This window comes from Bacteroides bouchesdurhonensis, assembly GCF_900155865.1.
In the GTDB taxonomy this organism is placed as follows: domain Bacteria; phylum Bacteroidota; class Bacteroidia; order Bacteroidales; family Bacteroidaceae; genus Bacteroides; species Bacteroides bouchesdurhonensis.
The window spans coordinates 1,305,919-1,329,902 of the sequence record NZ_LT707006.1; the positions used below are offsets into that span (position 1 = coordinate 1,305,919).

General features: G+C 38.7%; 18 protein-coding genes and 2 pseudogenes. 10 read left to right on the plus strand and 10 right to left on the minus strand.

Features of this window, described 5'->3' with window-relative positions; genetic code table 11:
• Window positions 1–53: 53 nt before the first annotated feature.
• Window positions 54–653, minus strand: a complete 600-nt coding sequence (locus tag CZ225_RS05290) for an HU family DNA-binding protein (protein WP_077153246.1) — start codon at window positions 651–653, stop codon at window positions 54–56.
• Window positions 654–1,036: 383 nt separating this feature from the next.
• Window positions 1,037–1,684 (minus strand): annotated as a pseudogene (locus tag CZ225_RS05295) (cysteine peptidase family C39 domain-containing protein); the annotation flags it as partial.
• Between the two features lie 343 nt (window positions 1,685–2,027).
• Between CZ225_RS05295 and CZ225_RS05300 the strand changes: the two are divergent.
• From CZ225_RS05300 to CZ225_RS05325, 7 genes and pseudogenes are all read left to right on the plus strand, one after another.
• A complete protein-coding gene (locus CZ225_RS05300) occupies window positions 2,028–2,408 on the plus strand; it encodes a hypothetical protein (protein ID WP_077153248.1) in 381 nt (126 codons plus the stop codon).
• A 31-nt stretch (window positions 2,409–2,439) separates the two neighbouring features.
• Entirely contained in the window at window positions 2,440–3,243 is an 804-nt protein-coding gene (locus CZ225_RS05305) for a glycosyltransferase (RefSeq protein ID WP_129585744.1), read from the plus strand.
• Between the two features lie 106 nt (window positions 3,244–3,349).
• Window positions 3,350–4,618 (plus strand): 6-bladed beta-propeller, encoded by a 1,269-nt coding sequence (locus CZ225_RS05310; RefSeq protein WP_077153250.1) that lies wholly within the window; start codon window positions 3,350–3,352, stop codon window positions 4,616–4,618.
• A 238-nt stretch (window positions 4,619–4,856) separates the two neighbouring features.
• Window positions 4,857–6,125, plus strand: a complete 1,269-nt coding sequence (locus tag CZ225_RS05315; protein ID WP_083714586.1) for a 6-bladed beta-propeller — start codon at window positions 4,857–4,859, stop codon at window positions 6,123–6,125.
• A 90-nt stretch (window positions 6,126–6,215) separates the two neighbouring features.
• Window positions 6,216–6,584 (plus strand): annotated as a pseudogene (locus CZ225_RS24685) (DUF6734 family protein); the annotation flags it as partial.
• A gap of 2 nt (window positions 6,585–6,586) precedes the next feature.
• Window positions 6,587–6,772: a hypothetical protein gene (locus tag CZ225_RS05320; protein ID WP_077153252.1), complete on the plus strand. Its 186-nt coding sequence runs from the start codon at window positions 6,587–6,589 to the stop codon at window positions 6,770–6,772.
• A 5-nt stretch (window positions 6,773–6,777) separates the two neighbouring features.
• Entirely contained in the window at window positions 6,778–7,263 is a 486-nt protein-coding gene (locus CZ225_RS05325; RefSeq protein ID WP_234983000.1) for a hypothetical protein, read from the plus strand.
• Between the two features lie 518 nt (window positions 7,264–7,781).
• Here CZ225_RS05325 and CZ225_RS05330 read toward each other — a convergent pair.
• Complete coding sequence (locus CZ225_RS05330; protein ID WP_077155702.1) at window positions 7,782–8,651, minus strand: helix-turn-helix domain-containing protein; 870 nt, start codon at window positions 8,649–8,651, stop codon at window positions 7,782–7,784.
• Window positions 8,652–8,830: 179 nt separating this feature from the next.
• Between CZ225_RS05330 and CZ225_RS05335 the strand changes: the two genes are divergently transcribed.
• From CZ225_RS05335 to CZ225_RS05345, 3 genes are read left to right on the plus strand one after another with little or no spacing between them, the layout of a single operon-like run.
• Window positions 8,831–9,901 (plus strand): efflux RND transporter periplasmic adaptor subunit, encoded by a 1,071-nt coding sequence (locus CZ225_RS05335; protein WP_077153253.1) that lies wholly within the window; start codon window positions 8,831–8,833, stop codon window positions 9,899–9,901.
• A complete protein-coding gene (locus tag CZ225_RS05340; protein ID WP_129585745.1) occupies window positions 9,898–13,035 on the plus strand; it encodes an efflux RND transporter permease subunit in 3,138 nt (1,045 codons plus the stop codon). Before CZ225_RS05335 ends, CZ225_RS05340 begins: the two co-directional genes overlap by 4 nt.
• Entirely contained in the window at window positions 13,032–14,405 is a 1,374-nt protein-coding gene (locus CZ225_RS05345) for a TolC family protein (protein ID WP_077153254.1), read from the plus strand. Before CZ225_RS05340 ends, CZ225_RS05345 begins: the two co-directional genes overlap by 4 nt.
• 87 nt (window positions 14,406–14,492) lie before the next feature.
• On the opposite strand, the gene CZ225_RS05350 is transcribed toward CZ225_RS05345, so the two are convergent.
• The 7 genes from CZ225_RS05350 to CZ225_RS05380 all read right to left on the minus strand — a co-directional run bounded on the left by CZ225_RS05350 (window position 14,493) and on the right by CZ225_RS05380 (window position 23,983).
• Entirely contained in the window at window positions 14,493–16,610 is a 2,118-nt protein-coding gene (locus CZ225_RS05350) for a hypothetical protein (protein WP_200800544.1), read from the minus strand.
• Window positions 16,611–16,679: 69 nt separating this feature from the next.
• Window positions 16,680–17,243 (minus strand): Crp/Fnr family transcriptional regulator, encoded by a 564-nt coding sequence (locus tag CZ225_RS05355; RefSeq protein ID WP_077155705.1) that lies wholly within the window; start codon window positions 17,241–17,243, stop codon window positions 16,680–16,682.
• Between the two features lie 180 nt (window positions 17,244–17,423).
• Window positions 17,424–18,773, minus strand: a complete 1,350-nt coding sequence (locus tag CZ225_RS05360; RefSeq protein WP_077153255.1) for an MATE family efflux transporter — start codon at window positions 18,771–18,773, stop codon at window positions 17,424–17,426.
• A 238-nt stretch (window positions 18,774–19,011) separates the two neighbouring features.
• Window positions 19,012–19,767 carry an ABC transporter ATP-binding protein gene (locus CZ225_RS05365; protein ID WP_077153256.1) on the minus strand — a complete coding sequence of 252 codons (756 nt, stop codon included), beginning with the start codon at window positions 19,765–19,767 and terminating at the stop codon, window positions 19,012–19,014.
• Window positions 19,764–20,780: a FecCD family ABC transporter permease gene (locus tag CZ225_RS05370; protein WP_077153257.1), complete on the minus strand. Its 1,017-nt coding sequence runs from the start codon at window positions 20,778–20,780 to the stop codon at window positions 19,764–19,766. The genes CZ225_RS05365 and CZ225_RS05370 overlap by 4 nt, the downstream gene beginning before the upstream one ends.
• The gene (locus CZ225_RS05375; protein ID WP_077153258.1) at window positions 20,777–21,913 is read right to left on the minus strand and encodes an ABC transporter substrate-binding protein; all 1,137 of its coding nucleotides are present in this window, start codon (window positions 21,911–21,913) and stop codon (window positions 20,777–20,779) included. The genes CZ225_RS05370 and CZ225_RS05375 overlap by 4 nt, the downstream gene beginning before the upstream one ends.
• Before the next feature lie 42 nt (window positions 21,914–21,955).
• Window positions 21,956–23,983: a TonB-dependent receptor gene (locus tag CZ225_RS05380; RefSeq protein ID WP_083714588.1), complete on the minus strand. Its 2,028-nt coding sequence runs from the start codon at window positions 23,981–23,983 to the stop codon at window positions 21,956–21,958.
• Window position 23,984: the final 1 nt, after the last annotated feature.

A 23,984-nucleotide genomic window follows, 5' to 3' on the forward strand; every position in this document is an offset into this window, starting at 1 on the left:
TGAACGACAAGAAAATTATGAATTTCTAAAGTGTTGATTGATAGTGAAATAATTTATACCTTTGTATATACAGTCAGTTTTCCTATTCCTTCTTTTCGGATGACCCCTTCGTCAATGAATGAATTCAACTCTATAATGGCTACTTTTTTGTTTCTTCCTGTCAGCAGGCAGTAGTCTGTCCGGCTGATGAATAAGTGGGCTGATAAGTATAGCTGCAGACGAGCGAGGCAAGTCTCACGGGAAATGCTGTTTTTTTTCGGCCGGATAGGGGATTCTCCGCGTTGCAATCTCATTTTATCACCCACTTCTTTCTTGAATGAGTGACTTGCACGAAGATGAATGTTTTTCATCTTGACGGAAGTGGACCGGACTTCTTTCTTGTTATTGACGGGAGGACATTGCAATGAGGTGGTTAGAAAACCGAAGTTACCTATCTCTACTGTCCAGCCTTCGGCTAGTAAGTCGCGTGCTTCGTTGGAAAAGGCTTCCATAGCACCTGTTAATAGACTGCGGCTGATACCGGTGAATTTGTGTACACGGTCCAGAAACTCTTCTTTGTCTACGGTTCCTTTGGAGACAATGCGGGCGTGTAGCGGTTGTTTTTCTCCATTTTCAATAGGGGGATTCTCGAATAAATCATATAAAGCACTCATATTCTAATATTAAGGGATTTGATTGTTAATATTGGTTCGTTCTACCTAGGTTATCGTTTCGTTCCACCTGGGTGTCCGCTTCGTTCTACCTGGGTATTCCTTTCGTTCTACCTAGGTGGAACGAATCGGCTTTTGCTACAAAAGTAGATAATCTGTGCTGTGGGTGAGTGCTTTAACGATTGGATATTGTTTCCTTCATCCCGATGAATGTCATAATACACGATCTCATCTTTCAGTATCTCTGTTTGAATGTTTGTCGTGCAATTCATCTACTAGTCGTGACACATCGTAATAGGTGTCCATGTTTTTTTTGAACACTTGAGTGGTTATGTGGACGATCCGGTCAGAAAGGCTTCAATCCGGTTGTGGTCGCCGATGAGTTACATGATATCACCGATCATCTTCGTGTCAAAAAAATGTAGTGGCAGCCTCATCAGTTTGATCAGAAAATCGGAAATGAGCGAGATGTTAATGCGAGTATTCATGTGCAGTACAATCTGCCGTTTGTAGGGTGACAAGTAACGTGCGAAAAACAGAAGGCTTCGTGCGTTCTCTGTTTTTTCCTCCCCTTGTGTTTCAAACTCCGGTGTAGGTATAAGGGCGAGAACGGTTCCTTTTTCTTCTCCTCCTTCTTTGGTCGAAAACCAACATTTCTCGAATTCCTTTTGAGAGTAGGTCACCAATTGCGAAGCGGGATCGGCGATGTAAAATCGATATCCTTCCTTTTTTTTTCGGATCTTGTAACAGACTACAAAGTGGTTTTGGTTCCAATGTAGTATACAGGGTAACGGGACATCTTCCAAAAGTTGTTTTAAAGAGATCCGTATGCCGGATGTACGGAATCCGATTGATTCGGCAGCATCACCGATACCTAGCATCAATACTCCTTCGCGTGTAATGAACGAACGGGCACGTAAAGTTTCAATCGAAAATGTCTTTCCGTAGTATTTCGCTATCATCCGTAGGCAGGTAGGACCACAGTCCATAGCGTCTAATTGTAAATGATGCGGAAAGTTCTTGATGTGCTTCATATTTAACATTAGAATTGCTGATTATTTAATTTTGAATAAAAATAAGTGTTTATTGAAATACTGGACGTATTATTTGGAGAAAAAACAAATTTTCACATTTTTGACAGATCAGTCTTTGTTTTAGCATGGCCTTGATCATAGAGGTTCTTTGAGAAGAAATTTATCATTGATGTGAACTTCATATATGGAAGTAACCTATAAATAATATGAATTTATATTGTGTCCATGATAAGTCAACTTTAATGGATGAGTGATTGCTAAAATTAGTTAATTTCTGAGGGCGGCTTTTATTTGTGAATAATTTACTTTAATATTGTGATAAATAACAATAATATCAATATTAATGAAAGCACTGCCTAATAAATTGAAAGGAATTATAGGCTATCAAATATTATATGGAAGTTTTAGTACCGATCAAAGCCTGTTGAATGGAAGGATGGGACTTACCCTCTTCTTCATTTATTGTTCACGTCTTCTTCACAATCGTTTCTATGAAGACTTTGCCGGAGAATTATTGGAAGATATTTGTATGCATTTGCCTTTTGATGCCGATTATGTGGAGGATCTGAAAAACGCATGCCAAAGAACAGGTGTCGATTGGCAATCGGAAGATTATATACCGGAGAAAGTGTGGAAACGGGTGGTGGACTGGTGGCAGCAAGCAGCTGCCATAGCCGAAGTCTACAATTGGAAACGTGGCATACCTTTACTTGAAACATATTAAAACACGTAATAATTATTTGCTTGAAGAACACATGAACAAAACCATAAAAGTCAGTATTTTGATACCCGCTTATAATGCGGAGGCTTACATCGATAAATGTTTGACCTTTGTTCGACAGCAGGCACTGGACGAGATCGAAATTATTGTGGCAGATGACGGTTCTACCGATGCCACGTTGCAACATATCGAACGTCATGCGGCAATGGATGCTCGTATCCGATTATTACATTTACCTCACCGGGGTGTTTCGCCTACACGAAACGCTTTGCTAGAAGCGGCAGAGGGCGTTTATGTCGGTATCGTAGACAGTGACGATACGGTGGCACCTGATGCATTCGAACAACTATATCATCGAGCGGAAGCTTGTCATGCGGATATGGTAATCGGTAGCATACGTTACTGCGATGAAGATGGCACCTTTTTCCGGATGGGCGACCGTTCGCATACATTTCCCACTCAGGCTGAGGTATACAGCGGCAAAGAGTGTTTCTGTCGGCTGATAGAGAATGGTGAATACATTCCGATGACTTACAGCAGCCTGTATCGTCGTTCGCTGATCGAAAAACACGGATTGCATTTTGAGGGAACTACCCACGACGATGAATTTTTCACTCCCTATGCTTTTTATGCTGCCGAACGGGTGGCATACTATCCGGGCGATTTTTATTTCTATCGTTTGCATGATGCTTCGATGATGCATGTGACGGAGCGTTTTCGCGAACGGGCGGCATCGCTATATTTTATCGCTGGGCAATTGGAGTCGTTTATCGACGAGCAGTTGGTAGAGAACGGATGTTCAACTGTTACTCGTTGGAGGATTTTCGAGAACGGATAGGAATAGTTTATCACAGTGTCAATGCTTTATAAGGTTATTGTATTTTCTTTTATAATAATACCGTGCGGATGAGCTATGCAAATTATTAATTTAAATTTTATTGTTTATGAAATTGAATAAAATTTCGTTGCAAAACCTCAGCCAAGCTGAGATGGCAAACAAAGGTATGTATAGATCAATAAGTATAAGTATATTAGGGATTATTCTTTTGACGCTATTACTCTCATGTGCTGGTTCTTCTTCTCAATCGTTATCCAATGAGTTGATAAAGATAGATGTCAAAAAGGAATATCCTAAGAAAGATATTGTATTGAATGATATTGCGGAAATTACTTATATTCCGTTGGAAACCAATGATAGTTCAGTGATACGTCCTAACTTTGAAATTAGTCTGTCTGCTGATACAATAATTGTGGGTGATAATGTCCAATCAGAACTCTTTTTCTTCAATAAAAAAGGAAGTTACTTGGGCGGTTTTAAACGTTGTTGCGGGCAAAGTGGAGAAGAATATAATAGATTAAGTTTATTCACTGTTGACTATACTCAAAAGGAGTTGTATGTTTATGATAGATTCTTTTTTTCTCGCATATTGGTATATGATTTCTCCGGAAATTTTAAACGGAGAATAAAATTGCCCAAACAAGTGTGGCTTAGGCATTTGTATGTTTATGATGATAAGAACTTGATAGGATACAGTAAATGGTCATGGCATGGGAATTTTGATGGGAAAAGCGATGTCCTTGAAGAAAATCCCTATTATTTTATTGATAAACAGACTGGAGCTATGAGTCCGGTTCCTATTACGATAAAAAAGCGTATTTCTGATGATGTAAGGTTTCGTGATGAAAAAACAGGTGAGAGCTGGTTAACCTCACTTTATATGGATCCAATGTTAAAGACAAAAGATGGTTTTATTATTGCAGATCCTTCGTTGGATACTGTATATCATTTTGTGAATGATGTATTAACTCCGGTGACGGTTTTCAAGAATAGAGATATGGAGGAAAATCTGGTGGATTTACATTCGGTTATATTTTACAGTGACCGTTATTTGTTGTTGACAGTTCAAAAAAAGGAGGTGGATTATGCCCGCAAAACCCTGGTTAATCATCCTCATAATCTATTGTTCTGTGATAGGGAAACTCAAGAAATATGTGAGGCAACGTTTTATATATCTGACATGACATTAAAATTAAAAATTGATTCATATGATGTTTCAGAGATACCGGATAATATGTTTGTGACTCGTTTTACCGCCGGTGATTTGAAATGGCTTCTTGAACAAGGATTTTTGAAAGGGGAACTAAAAAAGATTGCAGAAAATCTGGATGAAGAAGCGAATTCAGTGATGATGATTGCTAAGTTTAAACAATAACTTAAAGTTTATATATATGAGAGTTTTCAGCAGTGATGGACATAGTTCCTTGGTCATGTATTCTAATGTATGTTTTTTGTAGTAGAGATACCTAGAGTATTTAAGGAATATATTATCATAATATGCATAAGGTTGAGTCGCTACAGGCTGCTTTAAAAGCATTATTGTATTTTTTATAATATATCGAACAGATAAGCCGTGCGATTAATCTAAATTATTAATTTAAATTTTATTGTTTATGAAATTGAATAAAATTTCGTTGCAAAACCTCAGCCAAGCTGAGAAGGCAAAAAAAAGTATGTGTAGATCAATAAACATTAGTATATTAGGGATTATTCTTTTGATGCTATTACTCTCATGCACTGGTTCTTCTTCTCAATCGTTATCCAATGAGTTGATAGAGATAGATGTCAAAAAGGAATATCCTAAGAAAGATATTGTATTGAATGATATTGCGGAAATTACTTATATTCCGTTGGAAACCAATGATAGTTCAGTGATTCATCCCTACTTTGAAATGAGTCTGTCCACTAATACAATAATTGCAGGTGATTATTTCCAATCAAAACTCTTTTTCTTCAATAAGAAAGGAGATTATTTAGGAGGTTTTAAGCGTTGCTGTGGACAAAGTGGAGAAGAATATCATAGTCTAAATCTATTTGCCGTTGATTATGCTCAAAAGGAGTTGTATGTTTATGATGATTTTTTTCTTTCTTACATATTGGTATATGATTTCTCCGGAGATTTTAGACGGAGAATAAAATTGCCCAAACAAGTGTGGCTCAGGCATTTGTATGTTTATGATGATAAGAACTTGATAGGATACAGTAAATGGTCATGGCATGGAAATTTTGATGGGAAAAGCGATGTCTTGGAAGAAAATCCCTATTATTTTATTGATAGACAGACTGGAGCTATGAGTCCGGTTCCTATTACAATAAAAAAGCGTATTTCTGATGATGTAAGGTTTCGTGATGAAAAAACAGGTGAGAGCTGGTTAACCTCACTTTATATGGATCCAATGTTAAAGACAAAAGATGGTTTTATTATTGCAGATCCTTCGTTGGATACTGTATATCATTTTGTGAATGATGTATTAACTCCGGTGACGGTTTTCAAGAATAGAGATATGGAGGAAAATCTGGTGGATTTACATTCGGTTATATTTTACAGTGACCGTTATTTGTTGTTGACAGTTCAAAAAAAGGAGGTGGATTATGCCCGCAAAACCCTGGTTAATCATCCTCATAATCTATTGTTCTGTGATAGGGAAACTCAAGAAATATGTGAGGCAACGTTTTATATATCTGACATGACATTAAAATTAAAAATTGATTCATATGATGTTTCAGAGATACCGGATAATATGTTTGTGACTCGTTTTTCCGCCGGTGATTTGAGATGGCTTCTTGAACAAGGATTTTTGAAAGGGGAACTAAAAAAGATTGCAGAAAATCTGGATGAAGAAGCGAATTCAGTGATGATGATTGCTAAATTTAAACAATAATTTTAATTATATATGAGAGTTTCAGGCAGATAATATCAGGTACAACTTGAATAATTTGTTTCAGTTGGTATTTGAGGTAACAGATTTGGATGGTCTCATCCGCAGTATCACTTGATGTCATGGGCGTTAAGTTGTCTGAGTCTGCGTGAAAACTATAATAACGTAGTCTTTTATACAGACAGTAATGGTTATAAAGTCTTTATAGAGTTGTTGAAACTACCTTATACAGATGTAGTGGTTCAATATGACGATCTGCCATGCCCCGACATTCATTAGGCTTATCCTAAGATACTTACTTATTCTTTACAGAAAGAACCTTTTATTCATGTGGATGGCGACGTGCATCTTCCTCATCGGCTGGACGATTCCATAGAATCCGGTGCATTAATTGCTCAAAACATAGAGCTGGGCAGTCAATATTATAAGAATATGATGAATGATATTTTAAAATTAAGATAATAATGAAACATATTATATTGTTGTTTGTATTATTGTTATTGTCTTGTGGCAATAGGAACAATAAAGAAACAAATGTAAATGATAATAGAGAGCAGCAACTTGCCACTTTGGAGTCGGAGATGATTAATTTCTTCCAAGCGACGTTGGAAAAAAACTATGGAATCGCTATGCTGTTGATCTGTTTGTAGAAGGTATGAACATATATCATTTCAATTATCTGTTGGAAGTGGATAAGAAGCGGTTGAAAGAAATCAATGAGAAATTGTATGGAGATGGTTGGCTTTATTCTTACTTTTTAGATAAACAAATGCAGAATGTTAGTAGTTTGGATAAACAGCAAGAATATAACAGGGCGCAAGTAGAATTGATGCCGCTTGCTTTAAACTTATTTCCGAAAGATGGTTCTTCTTATTATCGGAAAGAGTTACAACATGCTTCCCATCCGGCAATGAAAGAGATTGCTAGAATCATAGAAGAGACCAGTGTACCTATACCCTCTTTGATATGGGGACAACTAAACACTGATAATCATCGTATTTGTAGTGATTTTAAATCAGACAGAGATATACAGATGTTTTTAACTCTCTATTTCTGGAACTATTTGTGTTATTTTGCCAATATTGACTTTTATACAGGGGAAGATAAAACAGAGTTCGTTATGAAAATGATTGGTAAATAATATGCTTATGTCACTGTTTTCTTTAATTAATCATCATTCTCCGAATAAATTATTTCGGATAAAAGGAAGTCCATTCCTTTGCATTGCCATATTGTGTACTTTCGCTTCTTGTGTCAGTGTGCCAAAGCAGTTGTAGATATATCAGTGCAATTGGAGTAGCAACTTTATACGTTGCAGCAAGCCATTAACAGTATTGTGGAGAAAGTATATCAGGAAAAAGAGAAGATGTGATTGCCTATATAGATAAGGAGTTGGGAGCGTCTACCAATCCGAATGAAACCATTCTAAGAGTTATTCGAAAAGGAGGTGTAATAGCCAATACTATTTTATCCTTGTTGAAGTGAGGCGGTAGAATGATTACATTTGTTCTATGTTGGTGACATCAGAGGTGGAAATGTGAGCTGACATTTTATTCGGCAGAGGAAATAGTCAGAATTGCGGGTATAGGATTATTGTTGAAGGAAATTTCAACAGGCTCTTATAGAGGATTGTGGTATTTACTGTATCGATTCTTGGTATCAAGAAAGAGGTGACATAAGTTGCTTATTCCGATATTCTTTAGGAGAAATGCCTACGTATTGCTTGAAATATTTTCCAAAGAAAGACTGTGTAGGAAAATTCAGTTTAGCTGCAATTTCTTTAATACTTAGATCTGTGTTTTCCAACAATTGTTTTGCTTCTGTGATTACCATTTGAATAATCCATTGCAGTGCGCTGTTTCCGGATTTCTCTTTGATCACTGCGGAGAAGTAACGGGGAGAAAGGCATTGTTTATCTGCGTAAAAGGTGACGTCATGTTCCTGATGATAATATTGGAAAAGAGTGATCATGAAATTCTGAAAGATTTTATCCTTTTTATTTTGTGATAGAAGTTGTGAGGGCTGATAGGAGAAATAGATATTCAAGACCTCATAACAAAGGGTTTGTCCCCATGATTTTATGAGTTCGCTGGTCAAACGAAGTCTTTGTATGGAGATATTCTGTTCTTTTGCTATAAGCATTCGTTGTTGGAGTGCTTTGATTAGTGGTTCCAAGTAGTTATATTGCTCTTCGGTGAGTGAGAAGCTAGGATTTTCTCGTAAATAAAGTAAGTTTTCTGAGTTGATCACTTTATTCACGATCGGGATGATGTAATTGAGATCCACTTCGATCATGATTCCTTTTAAGTCCGGACTCGTTCGACTAATTTTCATTAGGCACCCTGTCATATATATGCAAATATCTCTTTTGCCGATCGAATAGGATTTATCTCCGAATGAAATATCCATCTCTCCTTCTTGACAAAAAAAGAAGCCACATTTGTCGATGCTAGACAATGTTTTCCATACTTTCTTAGGAGCATATTTCGGAGATATTATAACATAGTTGAAAGGGATCTGTTGTTCCATGTATCTGTCCTTTTTTGAATATTCTTTCAGCAAAGAAAGAAGCAAAAAATACAAATCGCAAAATATTAATCTGTTTTTTTGAGAAAATACTGCAAATCGAACAATTTATAGCTTAAATCAACCTTTTTAGTCTTGTTTGCTTGGAATAATTTTGCATCTATCAAATAAAAACTGAAAATATGAGACGATTGAACTTTTTATTAGCTGGAATTTTTATTTTTTTGTTAGCTTCTTGTAATCATCGTTCAGAAAAAGAGGAAAGTAAGCTGACAGTGAAGATTGATACGGTGGTTTCTACTGAAAAGCAGGATATTTTGCAGTTCCCAGGGCGGGTAAAAGCTGCGCAAGACATTACGTTGGCTTTTCGGGTAAGTGGGACTATTCAGCGTATGTACGTGAATAATGGATCTTATGTGCGTAAAGGACAATTGTTGGCGGAACTCGATCCTACTGATTATCAGATTCAGTTGGATGCTGCCGAAGCGGAATATCTGAGTGTCAAGGCGGAAGCAGAACGGGTAATGGCACTTTATAAAGAAAAGGTTACGACTCCGGATGCGAATGACAAGGCTATGTTTGGGCTGAAACAAATTACTGCCAAATATAATCATGCCAAGGACGAGTTGGAATATACTCACCTGTATGCTCCATTCAATGGGTATATTCAAGAGCGTTTTTTTGATTCACATGAAACGGTTGGTGCCGGTATGCCGGTTTTGTCTATGGTAAGTGAAGGGAAACCGGAAGTTGAAATTAACCTGCCGGCTGTGGAATATATCCGTCGCCGGCAGTTTGTCCATTATCATTGCACTTTCGATATCTATCCGGGGCAAGAATATGCTTTGGAACAAATCAGTATTACTCCGAAAGCAAATGCAAATCAATTATATACGATGCGCTTACAATTGGGCACCGGAGACAGGCAGCCTTTGCCTTCACCGGGTATGAATACAATGGTTACTATCAAGTGTGCCGGAGATAGCATTCATAATTTCTCTGTCCCTAGTGGATCGGTTCTTAGGGAAAACGGGAGAACAAGTATTTTTCTTTATAATGCTTCCAACCGTACCGTCCGTCAATGTGATGTGACAGTGGTTCGTTTATTGAGTAATGGCAGGGTGCTTATTACTTCGGATCGAGTGAAACCCAATGACTTAGTAGTGGCATCGGGAGTGCGTCATATCAAGGACGGTGAGCAAGTAACCCCTCTTTTACCAACGTCAGAAACAAATGTAGGAGGACTGTTATGATTGATATCAGTAAATGGGCTTTTGAAAACAAGAAGTTGATATACTTCTTGATTGCTGTCCTGCTGTTGGGAGGTGCTTACTCTAGTTATGAAATGAGTAAACTGGAAGATCCGGAAGTAAAAGTGAAACTGGCAATGGTGGTGACTACTTATCCCGGAGCTTCTGCACATCAGGTTGAGTTGGAGGTGACGGATGTACTTGAAAAAAACATTCGCACTATGGGCAATGTGGATAATGTGGAGAGTTATTCATACAATGATCTTTCTTTGATTCAAGTAGAACTGAAAACAACTGTTAAGGATGTGGATGTGGAGCAGCATTGGGATTTATTGCGTCGTAAGGTTGCCAATGCGCAGGCTGAGCTACCGGAGGGTGCGGCTCCATCCATTGTGAGAGATGACTTTGGTAATGTTTATGGTATGTTTTATGCCTTAACGGGAGACGGGCTTTCTGATCGTGAATTATCAGATTACGCAGAGCTTATCAAGCGGGAAGTGAGTGAACTGGAAGGTGTGGAACGAGTAGATTTGTATGGTAAACGCTCGGAATGTATCAATATCTCTTTGTTACAGGACCGTATGGCCAATCTTGGTGTGAAGCCTGCCGAAGTACTCGCCACTTTGAGCGGGCAGAACAAAACTACTTATACCGGATATTATGATAATGGTGATAATCGTATTCGTGTGACGGTCAGTGATAAGTTCAAGACGGTAGAAGATATCGGTCAAATGTTGATTCAGGGACATGATGCCGACCAGTTACGGCTGTGTGATATCGCCAAAGTAGAAAAAGACTATGAGAACCCTACCCGTAACGAGTTGTTCTACGACCGGGAACGGGCAATGGGGATACTGATCGCCGCGACCTCCGGTACGGATATTATCAAAATCGGTAAAAGTGTAGAGAAGAAATTGGAAGAGTTGAAAACCGAACGTTTACCGACAGGAGTAGAGTATCATAAAGTCTTCTATCAACCGGAACGTGTGTCCGATTCATTGGGTACTTTTGTCCTGAATTTGATAGAGTCAGTAATTATTGTCGTAATCATTCTGATGATAGCCATGGGATTTAAGAGTGGGGTCATTATAGGTATCAGTTTAGTTGTGACGGTATTCGGCTCTTTCCTTTTCCTGTATTTTGTAGATGGAACCATGCAACGTGTGTCATTGGCCTCTTTTGTGCTTGCGATGGGAATGTTGGTGGATAATGCGATTGTGATTATTGATGGTATTTTGGTTGATTTGAAAGCGGGTAAAAGTCGCATGGAAGCAATGACGGCTATCGGACGGCAAACTGCCATGCCTTTATTGGGGGCCACATTGATTGCTATTATAGCTTTTTTACCTATTTATATGTCACCGGATACGGCGGGTGTTTATACGCGCGACTTGTTTATCGTCTTAGCCGTTTCTCTGTTACTTAGCTGGGTACTGGCTTTGGTCCATGTACCTTTGATGGCAAACCGTATTTTGCATCCGGAAGTGACAGCAAGTACTTCTACTGAAAAACGGGTATACAAAGGCAAGATTTATGCTGCGCTACGTTCTTTGTTGAGGTTTAGTCTGGGACATCGTTGGAGTTTTGTGATTACTATGGTGGCTTTAGTGGTACTTTCCGCATTTAGTTATCAATTTATGAGGCAAGGGTTCTTTCCGGATATGGTGTATGATCAGCTTTATATGGAATATAAACTGCCGGAGGGTACGAACTCTACTCGTGTAGTCCGGGATTTGGAAGAGATAGAAACTTATTTGAAGACACGTCCGGAAATCACACACGTCACGGCTTCGATAGGTGGTACTCCTGCCCGTTACAATTTGGTACGGAACGTGGCAAATCCTTCTCTTTCGTATGGAGAATTGATTATTGATTTTACATCTCCCGATGCATTGGTGGATCATATGGATGATATTCAGCAATACCTTACTGCGCGGTATCCGGATGCTTATGTGAAGTTGAACCGGTATAATCTGATGTTCAAGAAATATCCGATTGAAGCGCAGTTTACCGGTCCTGATCCTGTTGTGCTGCATCAGTTGGCGGACAGTGCACGATCTATTATGGAAAAATGTCCGGATGTCTGTCTGATTACTACTGATTGGGAACCACAGATTCCGGTTTTGACGATTGACTATGATCAGCCTACTGCACGTGCGATTGGTTTGAGTCGTAATGATGTGAGCTTGTCCTTGCTCTCTGCAACAAGTGGTATTCCTATTGGGGCTTTTTATGAAGGTATCCATAAAGATAATATCTATATACGTTGTCTGGACGAACAAGGTAGGCCGATAGAGAATCTGGATAATACGCAAATCTTTTCATCGCTTCCTTCTCTGAATGGTTTATTGACGCAGGATATGATGTTGAAATTGAAAACAGGAGCACTTTCGAAGGAAGAATTGGTGGAGATGTTGATGGGTACTACACCTTTAAAGCAAATCAGCAAGCAAATTGAGGTGAAGTGGGAAGACCCTGTTGTTCCCCGCTACAATGGGCAACGGAGCCAGCGTGTACAATGTTCTCCTGTCCCGGGCACTGAAACGGAAAAGGCACGACAGGCAATTGCATCGCAGATTGAGCAGATTCCGCTTCCGGATGGATATAAACTGCAATGGCAGGGGGAAAGGAATGCCAGTACTAAATCTATGCAATATTTGTTTAAGAATTTTCCGCTTGCAATTATCCTGATGATTGCTATCTTGATTTTGTTATTTAAGGATTACCGGAAACCATTAATTATTTTTTGCTGCATACCGCTGGTTTTTGTAGGAGTGGTTGCTGTCATGTTATTGACTGGAAAGACGTTTAATTTTGTAGCAATTGTAGGGACTTTAGGACTGATTGGCATGATTATTAAAAACGGTATTGTGTTGATGGATGAAATAACTTTGCAGATAAATCAAGGAGTGGAACCGGTCACCGCTTTAATAGATAGTTCTCAAAGCCGTCTCCGTCCGGTGATGATGGCATCGCTGACTACTATTTTGGGAATGATCCCATTGTTGTCGGATGCCATGTTCGGTTCGTTGGCAGCTTCCATTATGGGAGGATTGTTGTTCGGCACGTTAATTACACTATTGTTTATTCCGATTTTATATGCGTTGTTTTTTCACATAAAGAAAACTGATAAATGAAGAAAAAGATATTAATTGTTACCGGTTTGTTGCTTGGAGTGACAGGTAACCTTTTCGCACAAGAAAAACTGAGTCTGAAACAATGCCGAGAAATGGCATTGACCTATAATAAGGAAATGACGGCTGCTTCTCGTCAGACTGAAGCGGCAAGACTGATGATGCTTAGTTATAAAGCAAATTTTCTGCCGAATTTTATGGCAAATGGGCTTGGACTATATAGTACAGCAGATGGTAGTCTGAATATTCCGGGAGGGAATTTGCCTGTTCTTGCACCAGTTGGAACGGCAGGCCAGTTTGCTCCTAATGGAAGTTTTGCTTATTTCCCGGGTTTGAATCTGGATTATAAAATTGGAACCATTTATACAGGAGGAGTACTAATGGAGCAACCTTTATATATGGGGGGTAAAATTCGCGCAGCATATAAAATGTCACAGTTGGGAAGAGAAATGGCTCATTGGAATGAAGCATTAACAGCTTCCGAGGTAATCTTGAGTACGGATGAGGCTTATGTGCAGGTGATTAAAGCAAAAGAAATGAAGAAAGTGGCTGATAAATATCACACGCTACTTACCGAGTTGCATCGAAGTGTGGAAAGTGCTTATCAACATGGAATGAAATCACAAAATGATTTATTGAAGGTACAGGTTCGTTTAAATGAGAGTGAGTTATTACTTCGCAGAGCTACAAATGCCTTTCGGCTGGCATCGATGAATTTGTGTCATTATATTGGTCAATCTTTGACTGCTGAGATTGATATTTCCGATGAATTTCCGGAAATAGAAAAAGAACATAAGATACAAGTCTCTGATATTACTGCTCGACCGGAATATCATATTTTAAATAAGCAGGTAGCTATTGCCGAACAACAAGTGAAACTAAATCGTAGCGAGCTCTTACCTAAGGTCGGGGTGAGGGGCAGTTATGATTATTTGCATGGGTTGGAGATTAATGATGAAACTTTTATGAAGCAAGGTTCTTTCTCAGTATTTTTAAATGTGTCCGTACCTTTGTTTCATTTTGGTGAACGCAGTAATAAGGTACGGTCGGCAAAAGTAAAGTTGCAACAGACAAAATTGGAACTTGAAAATGCAAACGAGAAAATGTTGCTGGAACTGACACAGGCTGCCAACAATCTGGATGAGGCTCGTCTGGAAAGTGAACTTGCTGATCGTTCGTTGGCACAAGCAGAAGAGAATATGAAAGTTAGTGGAAAACAATATGAAGTCGGATTAGAAACGCTTTCCGATTATCTGGAAGCACAGTTGCTTTGGCAGCAAGCATATCAAACAAGAGTGGATGCTCATTTTCAACTCTATGTGAATTATATTGCTTATCAAAAAGCTGCGGGACAGTTGGGACAGCTGCAATGATCTTATAGTGGTAATTCCGGACATGGCTGAGAGCTGTCCGGAATTACTGGCAATAAGGATGAGTAGTCAAAAAAGATATTTTACTTTTTATTTTTTGATTCGGTAAACTCTCACATCCTGTGGCGGAACAGAATACTGAAGACCTTTGTGATCAGAAATAACAGGAGTAGAGGTCCATAATTCTTTTCCTTGAATGTGTTTATTAGGGGAGTATCCGATTCTTCTCATGTCCAAACAACCTTCCTTCACAGAAGTAATGTCGAAATTGAAAATGACAATATAAGTGTAGTTATCGGTTTCCATCATATAGATGCTTTCTGCTTTTTCCGGGCTCTGTGCTGTATATCCTTCTACTGGATAAAAGGATTTCCCCAATCGGGCAATCTTATTAATCTCTTTGTTGGTGACCAAAGATGCTGCTTTTCTTCGAGCTTCTTCACTTCCCGGTATTGAGCCTTTGGTACTGAAATTATCTCCTAACATGTATATTCCGGTGATGACAGCAGAAGTAATTCTTGCACGATTGGCTCCTTCTTTATAATTCTCGGCTTCTTCCGGTTTATGCAATAAAATATGGTCTGCATCATTAAACGTGTATACGCGATCCAACCACCAGCCGAAAGACAGGCTATTGAGCATGTAGTTTGTAGTTCCCCAACCTTGCTCGCTCATCGCTCCCCAAGTGTCGCAACTAATTCTACGGGAATTTCCGTATTGAGCCGGAAAAACAGGGGCAATGGATAGAGCCATGAACATATCATTACCACATAATTCAGATAAGTATTTCATCCCTTCATTGTATGCTTGCGTACCCGTAGTAACATTGGGATTATAGAATGAATCGGCTTCTAAAGAACCGTTATTGATAAAATCTAGTTTTATATAAGTATATCCCCATTTTTTAAACTTTTCTATATAATGCTTCATCCGTAACTTCGTTCCCGGATGGGTAGGATCTACTGCCAGTGATTCTATTTTACGAGGTTTTCCATTTGCATATAGGTAGATGTCTTTGTATTTCCATTGTTGGTCGGTCCCTTCAACGAAAACATCCGCATTACCGAACCAGTCCGAAAAAGGACACCAATAAATCCCGGCTTTCTGACCATTTTCTTTGCAATGTCGGGCAAAAGCTATTAATTGTTCTTCATTGAAATTATCCCAGAAAGAATCCAGCCCGATATAAACGGTATTGTCATTTTCAAAACTATTGGGCTGTAACTCTTGTTTGATGAAATCGGCAATATCAACAGCTCCCTCGTAATTTACCTTTGTAGCCATGGCGGCCCAACTGTTCCATCCGAAAGGAGTTCCCGAATTCCATTGACGGGGAGGAGTAATCGTTGCATTCATTTCTCCGAATTTTTCCATACCTTTTCGCCAGTCATTGAAATAACCTACAAATATTTGGGGTGATTTCAGCCTTGTTCCCCGAACACTTCCATGTTCTTTAGAAGGACGATCCGATCGATCGCTGATATCGCGGGTTAGTTCATGAGTTACCCCTCCAAAACATTCAAGATGAGTAATATATCGGTCATTCTCTCCTTGATAGCGGATGCCTGTTTTCCAAGTATCATGTTCTACTGAACCGATCACCAATCCATTTCTGCTGATTCCATTGAATATTGCGGTTACTTCAAAGGAAATACCTTCCTCTTTTAATGGAGCGGATAAGTAACTTACGAAAGCATCATTATCATATGGCACACGCAACACTCTATTAGTGGAATCTTGGGGTAAAAAAGAGTTTTTCTCCGAGGTATATACAGGAGCTATATAATTACTTGTTATCTTTTCGTTGGCAGAGCAGAGCCATACTTCAGTAAGAAAATATTCTTTGTCCGGGTAGAAATAGTAATTTTGTTCTATCTTGATATTGGATAGGGGACCGTCAGAGTAGGTGATTGTGTATTTCTTTCCTTTTCCCACCCCATCATTAATTTTCTCTTTTTGGATTTCTGTGGTTTTGAAATCACAACTTCTGATCTCTGTTGTGTTTACCTTTGCTTTTACGAATGTTCCTTTCAGTATATTTTGTCCTTTGTAACTATAATCAATAGTACGGGTAGAAGGCTGATAAGAGATTTCCCAGTTGTTATTTTTGATTTTTTTATTTGCCCCCTGAATTAAAGGGTGGAAACATATCAACAGTAGGAGGCTGATTACTAAATATCTGAAACTAGTGGCGAGAAACTTACTCATAGTCGTATTCAATTTATGAAGTGATTATTTAATCTAATTTAGGTATGCCTATAGTTGGAAAAAGACTGATTACAAGGACGCTCGTATTCTACTTAGTGATTGAGGAGTTATCCATAGGTAAGATGCAATATATTTTAAAGGTACATACTGCAATAATTCCGGAGTCTCTTTAATAAGTGTAAGATAACGTTCTTTTGCTCGTGGACTTCCTGTACTGATTAGCCAGTTCTCTTGTCCAAGGAATTGACGTTCCATCAGACTAAGTCCCAAATTCGCTAACTCGATGGAAGAAGAAAACAAATTGTTCAGAACTGAGCGAGAAACGCAATAAGCTGTACTGTCACACATTGCTTCAATATTGATTAATGAATAGGCATTATCTACGTATCCCCAAACGGAAAAAGCAGCTTCTCCTTCAGAGGCAAACCATATCGTTGTATCTACTCCGTCTTTATGATAATATCCTCGCCAGATACCTTTCTTTATTAAATAAAGGTTACTGTTCTTTGTACCTTCCCGTACAATTAATTCTTTTTTGTTGAAATGTACTTCTTCCATGCATTCCAGTAAAAGTTGTACATTGGCTTCTGATACTTTGTACTTATTGCAAAGTTTCTCTATAAATATATTCATATTGCAAAGATACGGATCATTGGCGTACAAAGGAATGGTCTATCCGATAAATTTTAATGATAATTTTTATGTTCCAATTATAGATGTCAGAGTAGCAAAAACAAAATTCAATATATGTTTTGCTTAAGCTATTATGAAACTCTTATGTGTTATGCAATCTCCATCTTCAGATTTTGCTACTCATTTCTTAATTCGATGATCTTTCAGATAAACTCCGATAATATAGATTGTAGTTAATAACTCTGCTAAAGGCACAGCCAGCCATATACCCGGTACTCCCAGAAAAGGAGGTAATGCGAAAAATCCTATTAACATAAAGATAACTCCCCGGAGAAGCGTAATAATTGTGGCTCTTCTTGCCCGTTCAATACTTTGATAATAACCTATTCCCACCATATTGAATGCGAAGAAGATGTAACCGATTGCAAAATAAGGAATTCCTTTTTCAGCAATCTCAAAAGCTGCGTAACTACGATCAATGAATAGAGCGGCAATGTATTGGCTACAAAGAGCAGTAATCGCGAAAAAACATATTCCACACAGTAAGGCCGTCCGTATGGAAAGATAAAGAGTCTCGCGTACACGTATCGGTAAATCAGCTCCGAAATTATAGCTGATAATTGGTTGGGCGGATTGTGCAATCGCATTATATACCATGAAAATAATTGGGAAGAAGTAGCAGACAATACTGAATGCAGCTACTCCATCTTCTCCCAGGTGACGGATGAATACGTAATTTCCCAGAAACATCATACAGGCGATGGAGGCTTCACTGATAAATGCAGAAGTACCCAGTTTGATCATATAGCCAATGTTACGTATGGTTAGCAACAGACTTTTGGGGCTTAATTTAATACGGTAAAGTCTAATGTGACGGGAATATCCGGTGAGATAAACAATTGTCATCAGGCTTCCGACGGTAATCCCCAGACTGGTAGCAAACGCAGCACCCATTAATCCCCAACCGAATTCGAAAATGAAAATATAATCAAGTATGATGTTTAGCACAGCAGAAACTACATTGCATAACATAGCATAATTGGGTGAACCGTCCAAACGGATGTAGAACATGCCGGCATTTAATAGTACATAAAAGACAAGGAAAGGAACATACCAGATCATATACTCCACTACGTCAGGCATTAGTCTCTCAGAACTTCCGAGTAATCGTGCCAATGGTTCCACAAAATAAAAGCATAGAGCTGACATCACTAATATGGTGATTGCTGAAACAGCCAGTGCTTGAGTAATATTGATACTCGCCACTTTGCGTTTTCCTTGGGACAGATGAATGGAGGCTACTACCGAAGCTCCAACTCCGAACATCAGTCCGATACCAGTAGTGATCATAAACAGAGGAGCGGTAATATTAACGGCTGCTAATGCATCACTACCTATTCCTTTACCTACGAATATGCCGTCAGTGATTACAAATATAGCAGAGAATACCATTCCCAATACCGTAGGAATCAGTAATTTACGGAACAACTTAGAGATGTCCATGCTACCGAGATCAATACTATCTTTCATACCTTTTTATCTTTTATTATTTTGAAAACGATTGCAAAGGTAGACTGAACAGGTGAGATAAAAATTACCAATTGGTAATTTTTATAGGCTGATCTCTTTAAAGTCTCCTCCCACTGTGGTAAAAGTAATCGGTATTTTCACACGATTCCCTTTTATTCAGATAGTTGATAAGGCTATCTGAAAACAACTCGCAGATCAAGAAGGAGAATTTATGGATAACCCTGATTGAAGGGTATGTTTATTTTATGCGTACTCTCATCTCCTGAGCATCGAACGTGACAGACTCGTTCCGGAAAAGTCTTTCGATATGTCCGCTAGTTATCATTTCGGGAGTAAGAAGGGAGTATAATTGCGGATTGTCTATCAACATGATAGAGTCACAAAGAGATAGAGCGATATCCAGATCATGCGTGGAGAAGATGATACATTTTCCTTTTTTCTCTGCCAATTTCTTGAGGAGCAGACACAGCTCATAGCGGTTAGGCAAATCGAGGAAAGCTGTCGGCTCATCGAGCAGAATGACGGGAGTATCTTGAGCAAGTGCTCTTGCAATCATGATACGTTGGCACTCTCCGTCTGACATTTTATCCATGGTCTTTTCAGCATAATCAGTCATACCTACCAATCGCATGGCTTCGTCTACCCGTTCTTTATCTTCCGGTTGCAATTGTCCCAGCCAGTTGGTATAAGGAGCACGACCTAATGACACGACATCTTCACAACGTAAATTGGCAATACGCACTTTATCAGTGGTTACAAAGCTAATATTACGCGCAAGTTCTTCCGGCTTGAGTAACGAAATATTTTTATTTTTAAGAAGAATTTCTCCTTTCAAAGGCTTTTCCAATCCCATTATGGCACGAAGTAGTGTGCTTTTTCCCGTACCATTGCGTCCTAATAAAGCGATAAGTTGGCTTCCTGCAATTTGAGTGGAAACTTTATCCAACAGCGTACGCTGTCCATATCCTAGTGTAAGTTCTTTGAATTGAATCATTTGATTATACGCAGATTTTTAGCTATTACCCATAAAATAACCGGCACTCCCAGTAAGGCAGTAATACAATTGACCGGTAATAAAAACTTCTTCGCGATAATGTCACAAAGTAACATACTGATCAGGCCTGTCAGCATCGTGCCTGGTACTAGTACTCGATGGTCAGCATTATTGAATAATAGTCGTGTGATGTGTGGAACGGCTAGACCAATGAACCCTACGGGACCGCAAAAGGCAGTTACTGTTCCGGTCAATAGAGCAGTAGATAAGAAGATTAGCGTGCGTGAACGTTTAATGTTCATTCCCATACTACGGGCATAATTCTCACCTAACAACAATAAATTAAGTGATTTGATACAAGCAATGGAAATTAGTAATCCAATAAATAACATGGGGATCATTATACATAGTTGGGTAACAGTAATATGGCTAAGCGATCCCATTGACCATAAAGTAAACATTTTCAATTGTTCAGCAGAACTCAAATATTGTAATATTTGAATAATAGCACCTGCTACATAACCGATCATTACTCCCATAATCAGAACACCCAAAATGTTTTTAACTTTCTGGCTGATGATGGCCACACCCACTAAAATAACAACTGCACCTATCCAGCCCGAACCTACGACTCCCAGTGATTGTAATAATGGAAATTCAGCCCAGCCTAGTAATGGAGCACCTAATATAAATAATGCTACTCCTAAACCGGCACCGGAGCTTACACCGAGTAGATAAGGGTCTGCCAGTGGATTTTGAAATACCGTCTGCATCTGTAAGCCACTCACCGAAAGAGCTACACCGATCAGAGCTGCAACTATTACTCGTAATAATCGGATAGAAAGTAAAATGTTGCGTGTCATTTCATCACATTCGCCTCCCGTAAATACCGCCCATATTTTGGAAACTGGTATGAAGGTGTCCCCTGTTACCATATCTGTTATTATTAATAATATAGCAACTATCCCTAAAACGATGAATAAGAGTGATGTGGCTCTGCGATTCTGTTTCATTCTAAATGTCTATAATAATAAAGTGAATCGGATACAAGTTCCGGATGGAAAATATGAATGAGGTCACGTAGTACAATGTCTGGATGCACTACTGCGGATTCCCAATAATCATTGCCACCTGTCGGAGTGAGTCGTAAATTATTGTTATATACAGCCCTTTCTTGTACTGCTTTTGCATCTGCGAATTTAGGATTCACAATTTTTAATTCATCCAATGTAGAAACAGAACCTAGATTAATCCAAAAATCTGCTTTTTGTATAAGTCCGTATGCTGTTTCCAGTCCGATAGGAGAGGAAATATTGGAATTATTCTCTTTATAGATGTAGTCCGCACCCGCATCGGTAACTAGTTGTGCCATGTAACTTTGAGTTGAAGGCATAACCCAACTGTCGTTCCAAGGTGTATTGAACATGACTGTTGGGCACTGGGTTATTGAATCTGTAAGGGATTTGAGTGCATAATAGCGTTTGGGTATTTCCTGAAATACTTCGATACCCTTTTCCCGGCTGTCTGTTATTTCAGATAGGGCAACGAGCCATTCAGCTTTTCCAAGTGGTGATTCTTCAAGGTATTCGCCAACATACATATAAGGGATAAATAGTTCTTTCAGTTTATCCGTTACGGCTGTTTGTTCATCTCCAATACCGTATAATAGGACGACATCCGGTTTTAATCCTAGTAATAATTCATAATTGATCTCTGCGCCCATATCTTTAATTGAATCTTTATGTGCCCGAATGTAGGGATTGGATATATAATCAATACCGGATACGCCAATAATCCGGTCGGTCTGTCCCAATATATCAAACATGGCAATGTAAGATGAGGCCATACAAACGATACGTTTGGCCCCGGCGGAAATTACAGGTCCGGTAAACCCTGTAGGAGGACGTTCTCCATGACGGGAAATGAAATAATACATTTCCACATCTTTGGATCCTTGCCATGGGTTGGATACTTGTATCAAGGTACTTTCGATATTGTCCGCACCTAGTATTTTGAATCCGGAAGCATATTGTGGAGTATATAATTCATGTTGGAATGCTTCCAAAGATGTTTTTTTACTGGGTATGCAACTAGCCAGAAAAAATAGGCAGAGCATTGGGAAGTATGAAATAGAATATTTTGTCATATTGTATGGGCTGATTCTATAATTATTATATTCTTTCCTATCTTATTTTTTCCATCGTGGATTGATACAGATTGTTAAACCATAGTTTCTCCTTGGCATTGGACGACTTAATACTGATACATATTCTTCATTGAATAGATTGTAAACAGAAGCTTTAATAGATACAGCAGTCTGTTTCCATCTGAACCTTTTTTCTAAAGAAATGTCGTTCATATAGTAAGGAATTAATTCATCTCGTCTGGTATACAGTTCATTACTTGAAGTAGTGTATCTTTTACTATAATAATTATATTTATAGATTAGATAGAAATCTTTCCAACTTAATTGTCCCATAACAGCGGATGAATATTCGGGAATATAAACAAGTTGTTTCCCTACAGATACATCTTCCGTACCAACCGGATCTCCGTTGTTAATAGCTTTTGTATGATTCCAGTTGGCATCCAGCCACAATGTCCAGTCGCCTAATCGCAATGATGCCTTTCCTTTAAGTTCGATACCATAACTATGAACTTGTTTTATGTTACGAGGAGTCCAATAGCCTTTAGGATGAACCACCCATAAAATCCAATTGTCAATATAGGAGTCGAAAGCGGTAATTTCTCCTTTTAATGAGAAACATTCGTCCGATTTTAATGTAAATTCGACTCCTGTATCATATGTGAATCCTTTTTCAGATAATAAGTCCGGATTTCCGCCGGGTTGAAAATAAAGATCGTTCAGAGTAGGGTAACGGTAATTGCGCGCTATAGAAGCTTTAAACATCAATCCATAGCGTGGCCAAAGTGTTATGTCAAGAAAACCGGCTGGTATGAAAGGAGTGAATTTGTCATCGTAGAATGTCTCTCGTAAGTCAACAGCCAGCCCTATACGGGAACAAGGACGATAGCGTATTGTTGCAAGTGCTGTTGCCTCGGGACGAGTCTCTTGATATCCTGGATGGTAAGCATTTACTTCTAAATTCTTACTATCTACATAATTGAATTTTCCATCTATGTATCCACCTATCATCCATTTCTCAGATGGAAGATATTCAGCATTTCCTGATACAAACCCCGAATAAATATAGCTGCTTGCATCTTGCATTCTACTCATTTGCTCTTCGCCTATTCTAATATCATACGTGTATAACATATGAGTATATGTATATCCCAATTTACTGGATATCTTTAATTTTTCTGAGGCTTTATCCCAACCGCCTACTCCGCGAAAAGTCGTTTCTTTTTGGCGAGTTTTATAATCATTGTCATTGCGTTGGTCGGTAGTAAGCATTGGAATACCACGATTGGAATTCATAAGCCAGGCAGCAAGTGAAAATTTATTGCCATCTTTACGGTCATAGTAAAGCTCTTGTAATATATGAAAGTCTTGGTATTGGCAATTCTTATTTTTGGTTTCTTCAAAGTCCTTATTATAACTGCCATCATCGTTTATTATTGCTTTTTCATAATTGGTGTATTTAAAATCATTTTTTGAGTGTGCTAAATAGATGCGAGTGGAACTTTGCCATTTTTCTCCTCCATAACGGAAATGAAGAAAATCATCAAATGTTCGGTAACTGCTGATACCTTGTATGAATTTTAAATCATATCCTTTAAATTTTTCCGGGCTTGTCCCTAATGTAATTGCACCTCCCAAACCACTGCCGGATACATTCACTGAACTTGCGCCGTGCCACAAACTCATATCATCAACAAAATATGACGGAATAAGTGAGAAGTCTACTTGTCCCATCATTGGAGAATTGATATTCATTCCGTTCCATAGTACCTGTGTGTGAGAAGGAGAGGTGCCGCGGAAAGAAGCGGTTGCCATAGTTCCTCTACCATAACTTTTAATAAAAATAGAGGTGTTTTGTGACAATATATCCGCTAAGCTGTTAGTGATACTTTCGCGAAGGATAAGAGTGTCGAGTACGGTTTTTGTGGTTCCAATATCTTTAAATGGGCGTTTACCAATAATCGTTATTGTATCCAGACGTAGTTGCCATGCCACTTTATTGTCCTGCCCCTGAATAGAGAAGATACAACAGAATAGAAGTACTATGCTTATCTTTATTTTATCTTCCATG

What these genes read in the sequence shown, in the direction of transcription:
- CZ225_RS05290 (WP_077153246.1), bottom strand. Translation starts at nt 653, where the DNA reads ATGAGTGCTTTATATGATTTATTCGAGAATCCCCCTATTGAAAATGGA.
- CZ225_RS05300 (WP_077153248.1), top strand. Translation starts at nt 2,028, where the DNA reads ATGAAAGCACTGCCTAATAAATTGAAAGGAATTATAGGCTATCAAATA.
- CZ225_RS05305 (WP_129585744.1), top strand. Translation starts at nt 2,440, where the DNA reads ATGAACAAAACCATAAAAGTCAGTATTTTGATACCCGCTTATAATGCG.
- CZ225_RS05310 (WP_077153250.1), top strand. Translation starts at nt 3,350, where the DNA reads ATGAAATTGAATAAAATTTCGTTGCAAAACCTCAGCCAAGCTGAGATG.
- CZ225_RS05315 (WP_083714586.1), top strand. Translation starts at nt 4,857, where the DNA reads ATGAAATTGAATAAAATTTCGTTGCAAAACCTCAGCCAAGCTGAGAAG.
- CZ225_RS05320 (WP_077153252.1), top strand. Translation starts at nt 6,587, where the DNA reads ATGAAACATATTATATTGTTGTTTGTATTATTGTTATTGTCTTGTGGC.
- CZ225_RS05325 (WP_234983000.1), top strand. Translation starts at nt 6,778, where the DNA reads ATGAACATATATCATTTCAATTATCTGTTGGAAGTGGATAAGAAGCGG.
- CZ225_RS05330 (WP_077155702.1), bottom strand. Translation starts at nt 8,651, where the DNA reads ATGGAACAACAGATCCCTTTCAACTATGTTATAATATCTCCGAAATAT.
- CZ225_RS05335 (WP_077153253.1), top strand. Translation starts at nt 8,831, where the DNA reads ATGAGACGATTGAACTTTTTATTAGCTGGAATTTTTATTTTTTTGTTA.
- CZ225_RS05340 (WP_129585745.1), top strand. Translation starts at nt 9,898, where the DNA reads ATGATTGATATCAGTAAATGGGCTTTTGAAAACAAGAAGTTGATATAC.
- CZ225_RS05345 (WP_077153254.1), top strand. Translation starts at nt 13,032, where the DNA reads ATGAAGAAAAAGATATTAATTGTTACCGGTTTGTTGCTTGGAGTGACA.
- CZ225_RS05350 (WP_200800544.1), bottom strand. Translation starts at nt 16,610, where the DNA reads ATGAGTAAGTTTCTCGCCACTAGTTTCAGATATTTAGTAATCAGCCTC.
- CZ225_RS05355 (WP_077155705.1), bottom strand. Translation starts at nt 17,243, where the DNA reads ATGAATATATTTATAGAGAAACTTTGCAATAAGTACAAAGTATCAGAA.
- CZ225_RS05360 (WP_077153255.1), bottom strand. Translation starts at nt 18,773, where the DNA reads ATGAAAGATAGTATTGATCTCGGTAGCATGGACATCTCTAAGTTGTTC.
- CZ225_RS05365 (WP_077153256.1), bottom strand. Translation starts at nt 19,767, where the DNA reads ATGATTCAATTCAAAGAACTTACACTAGGATATGGACAGCGTACGCTG.
- CZ225_RS05370 (WP_077153257.1), bottom strand. Translation starts at nt 20,780, where the DNA reads ATGAAACAGAATCGCAGAGCCACATCACTCTTATTCATCGTTTTAGGG.
- CZ225_RS05375 (WP_077153258.1), bottom strand. Translation starts at nt 21,913, where the DNA reads ATGACAAAATATTCTATTTCATACTTCCCAATGCTCTGCCTATTTTTT.
- CZ225_RS05380 (WP_083714588.1), bottom strand. Translation starts at nt 23,983, where the DNA reads ATGGAAGATAAAATAAAGATAAGCATAGTACTTCTATTCTGTTGTATC.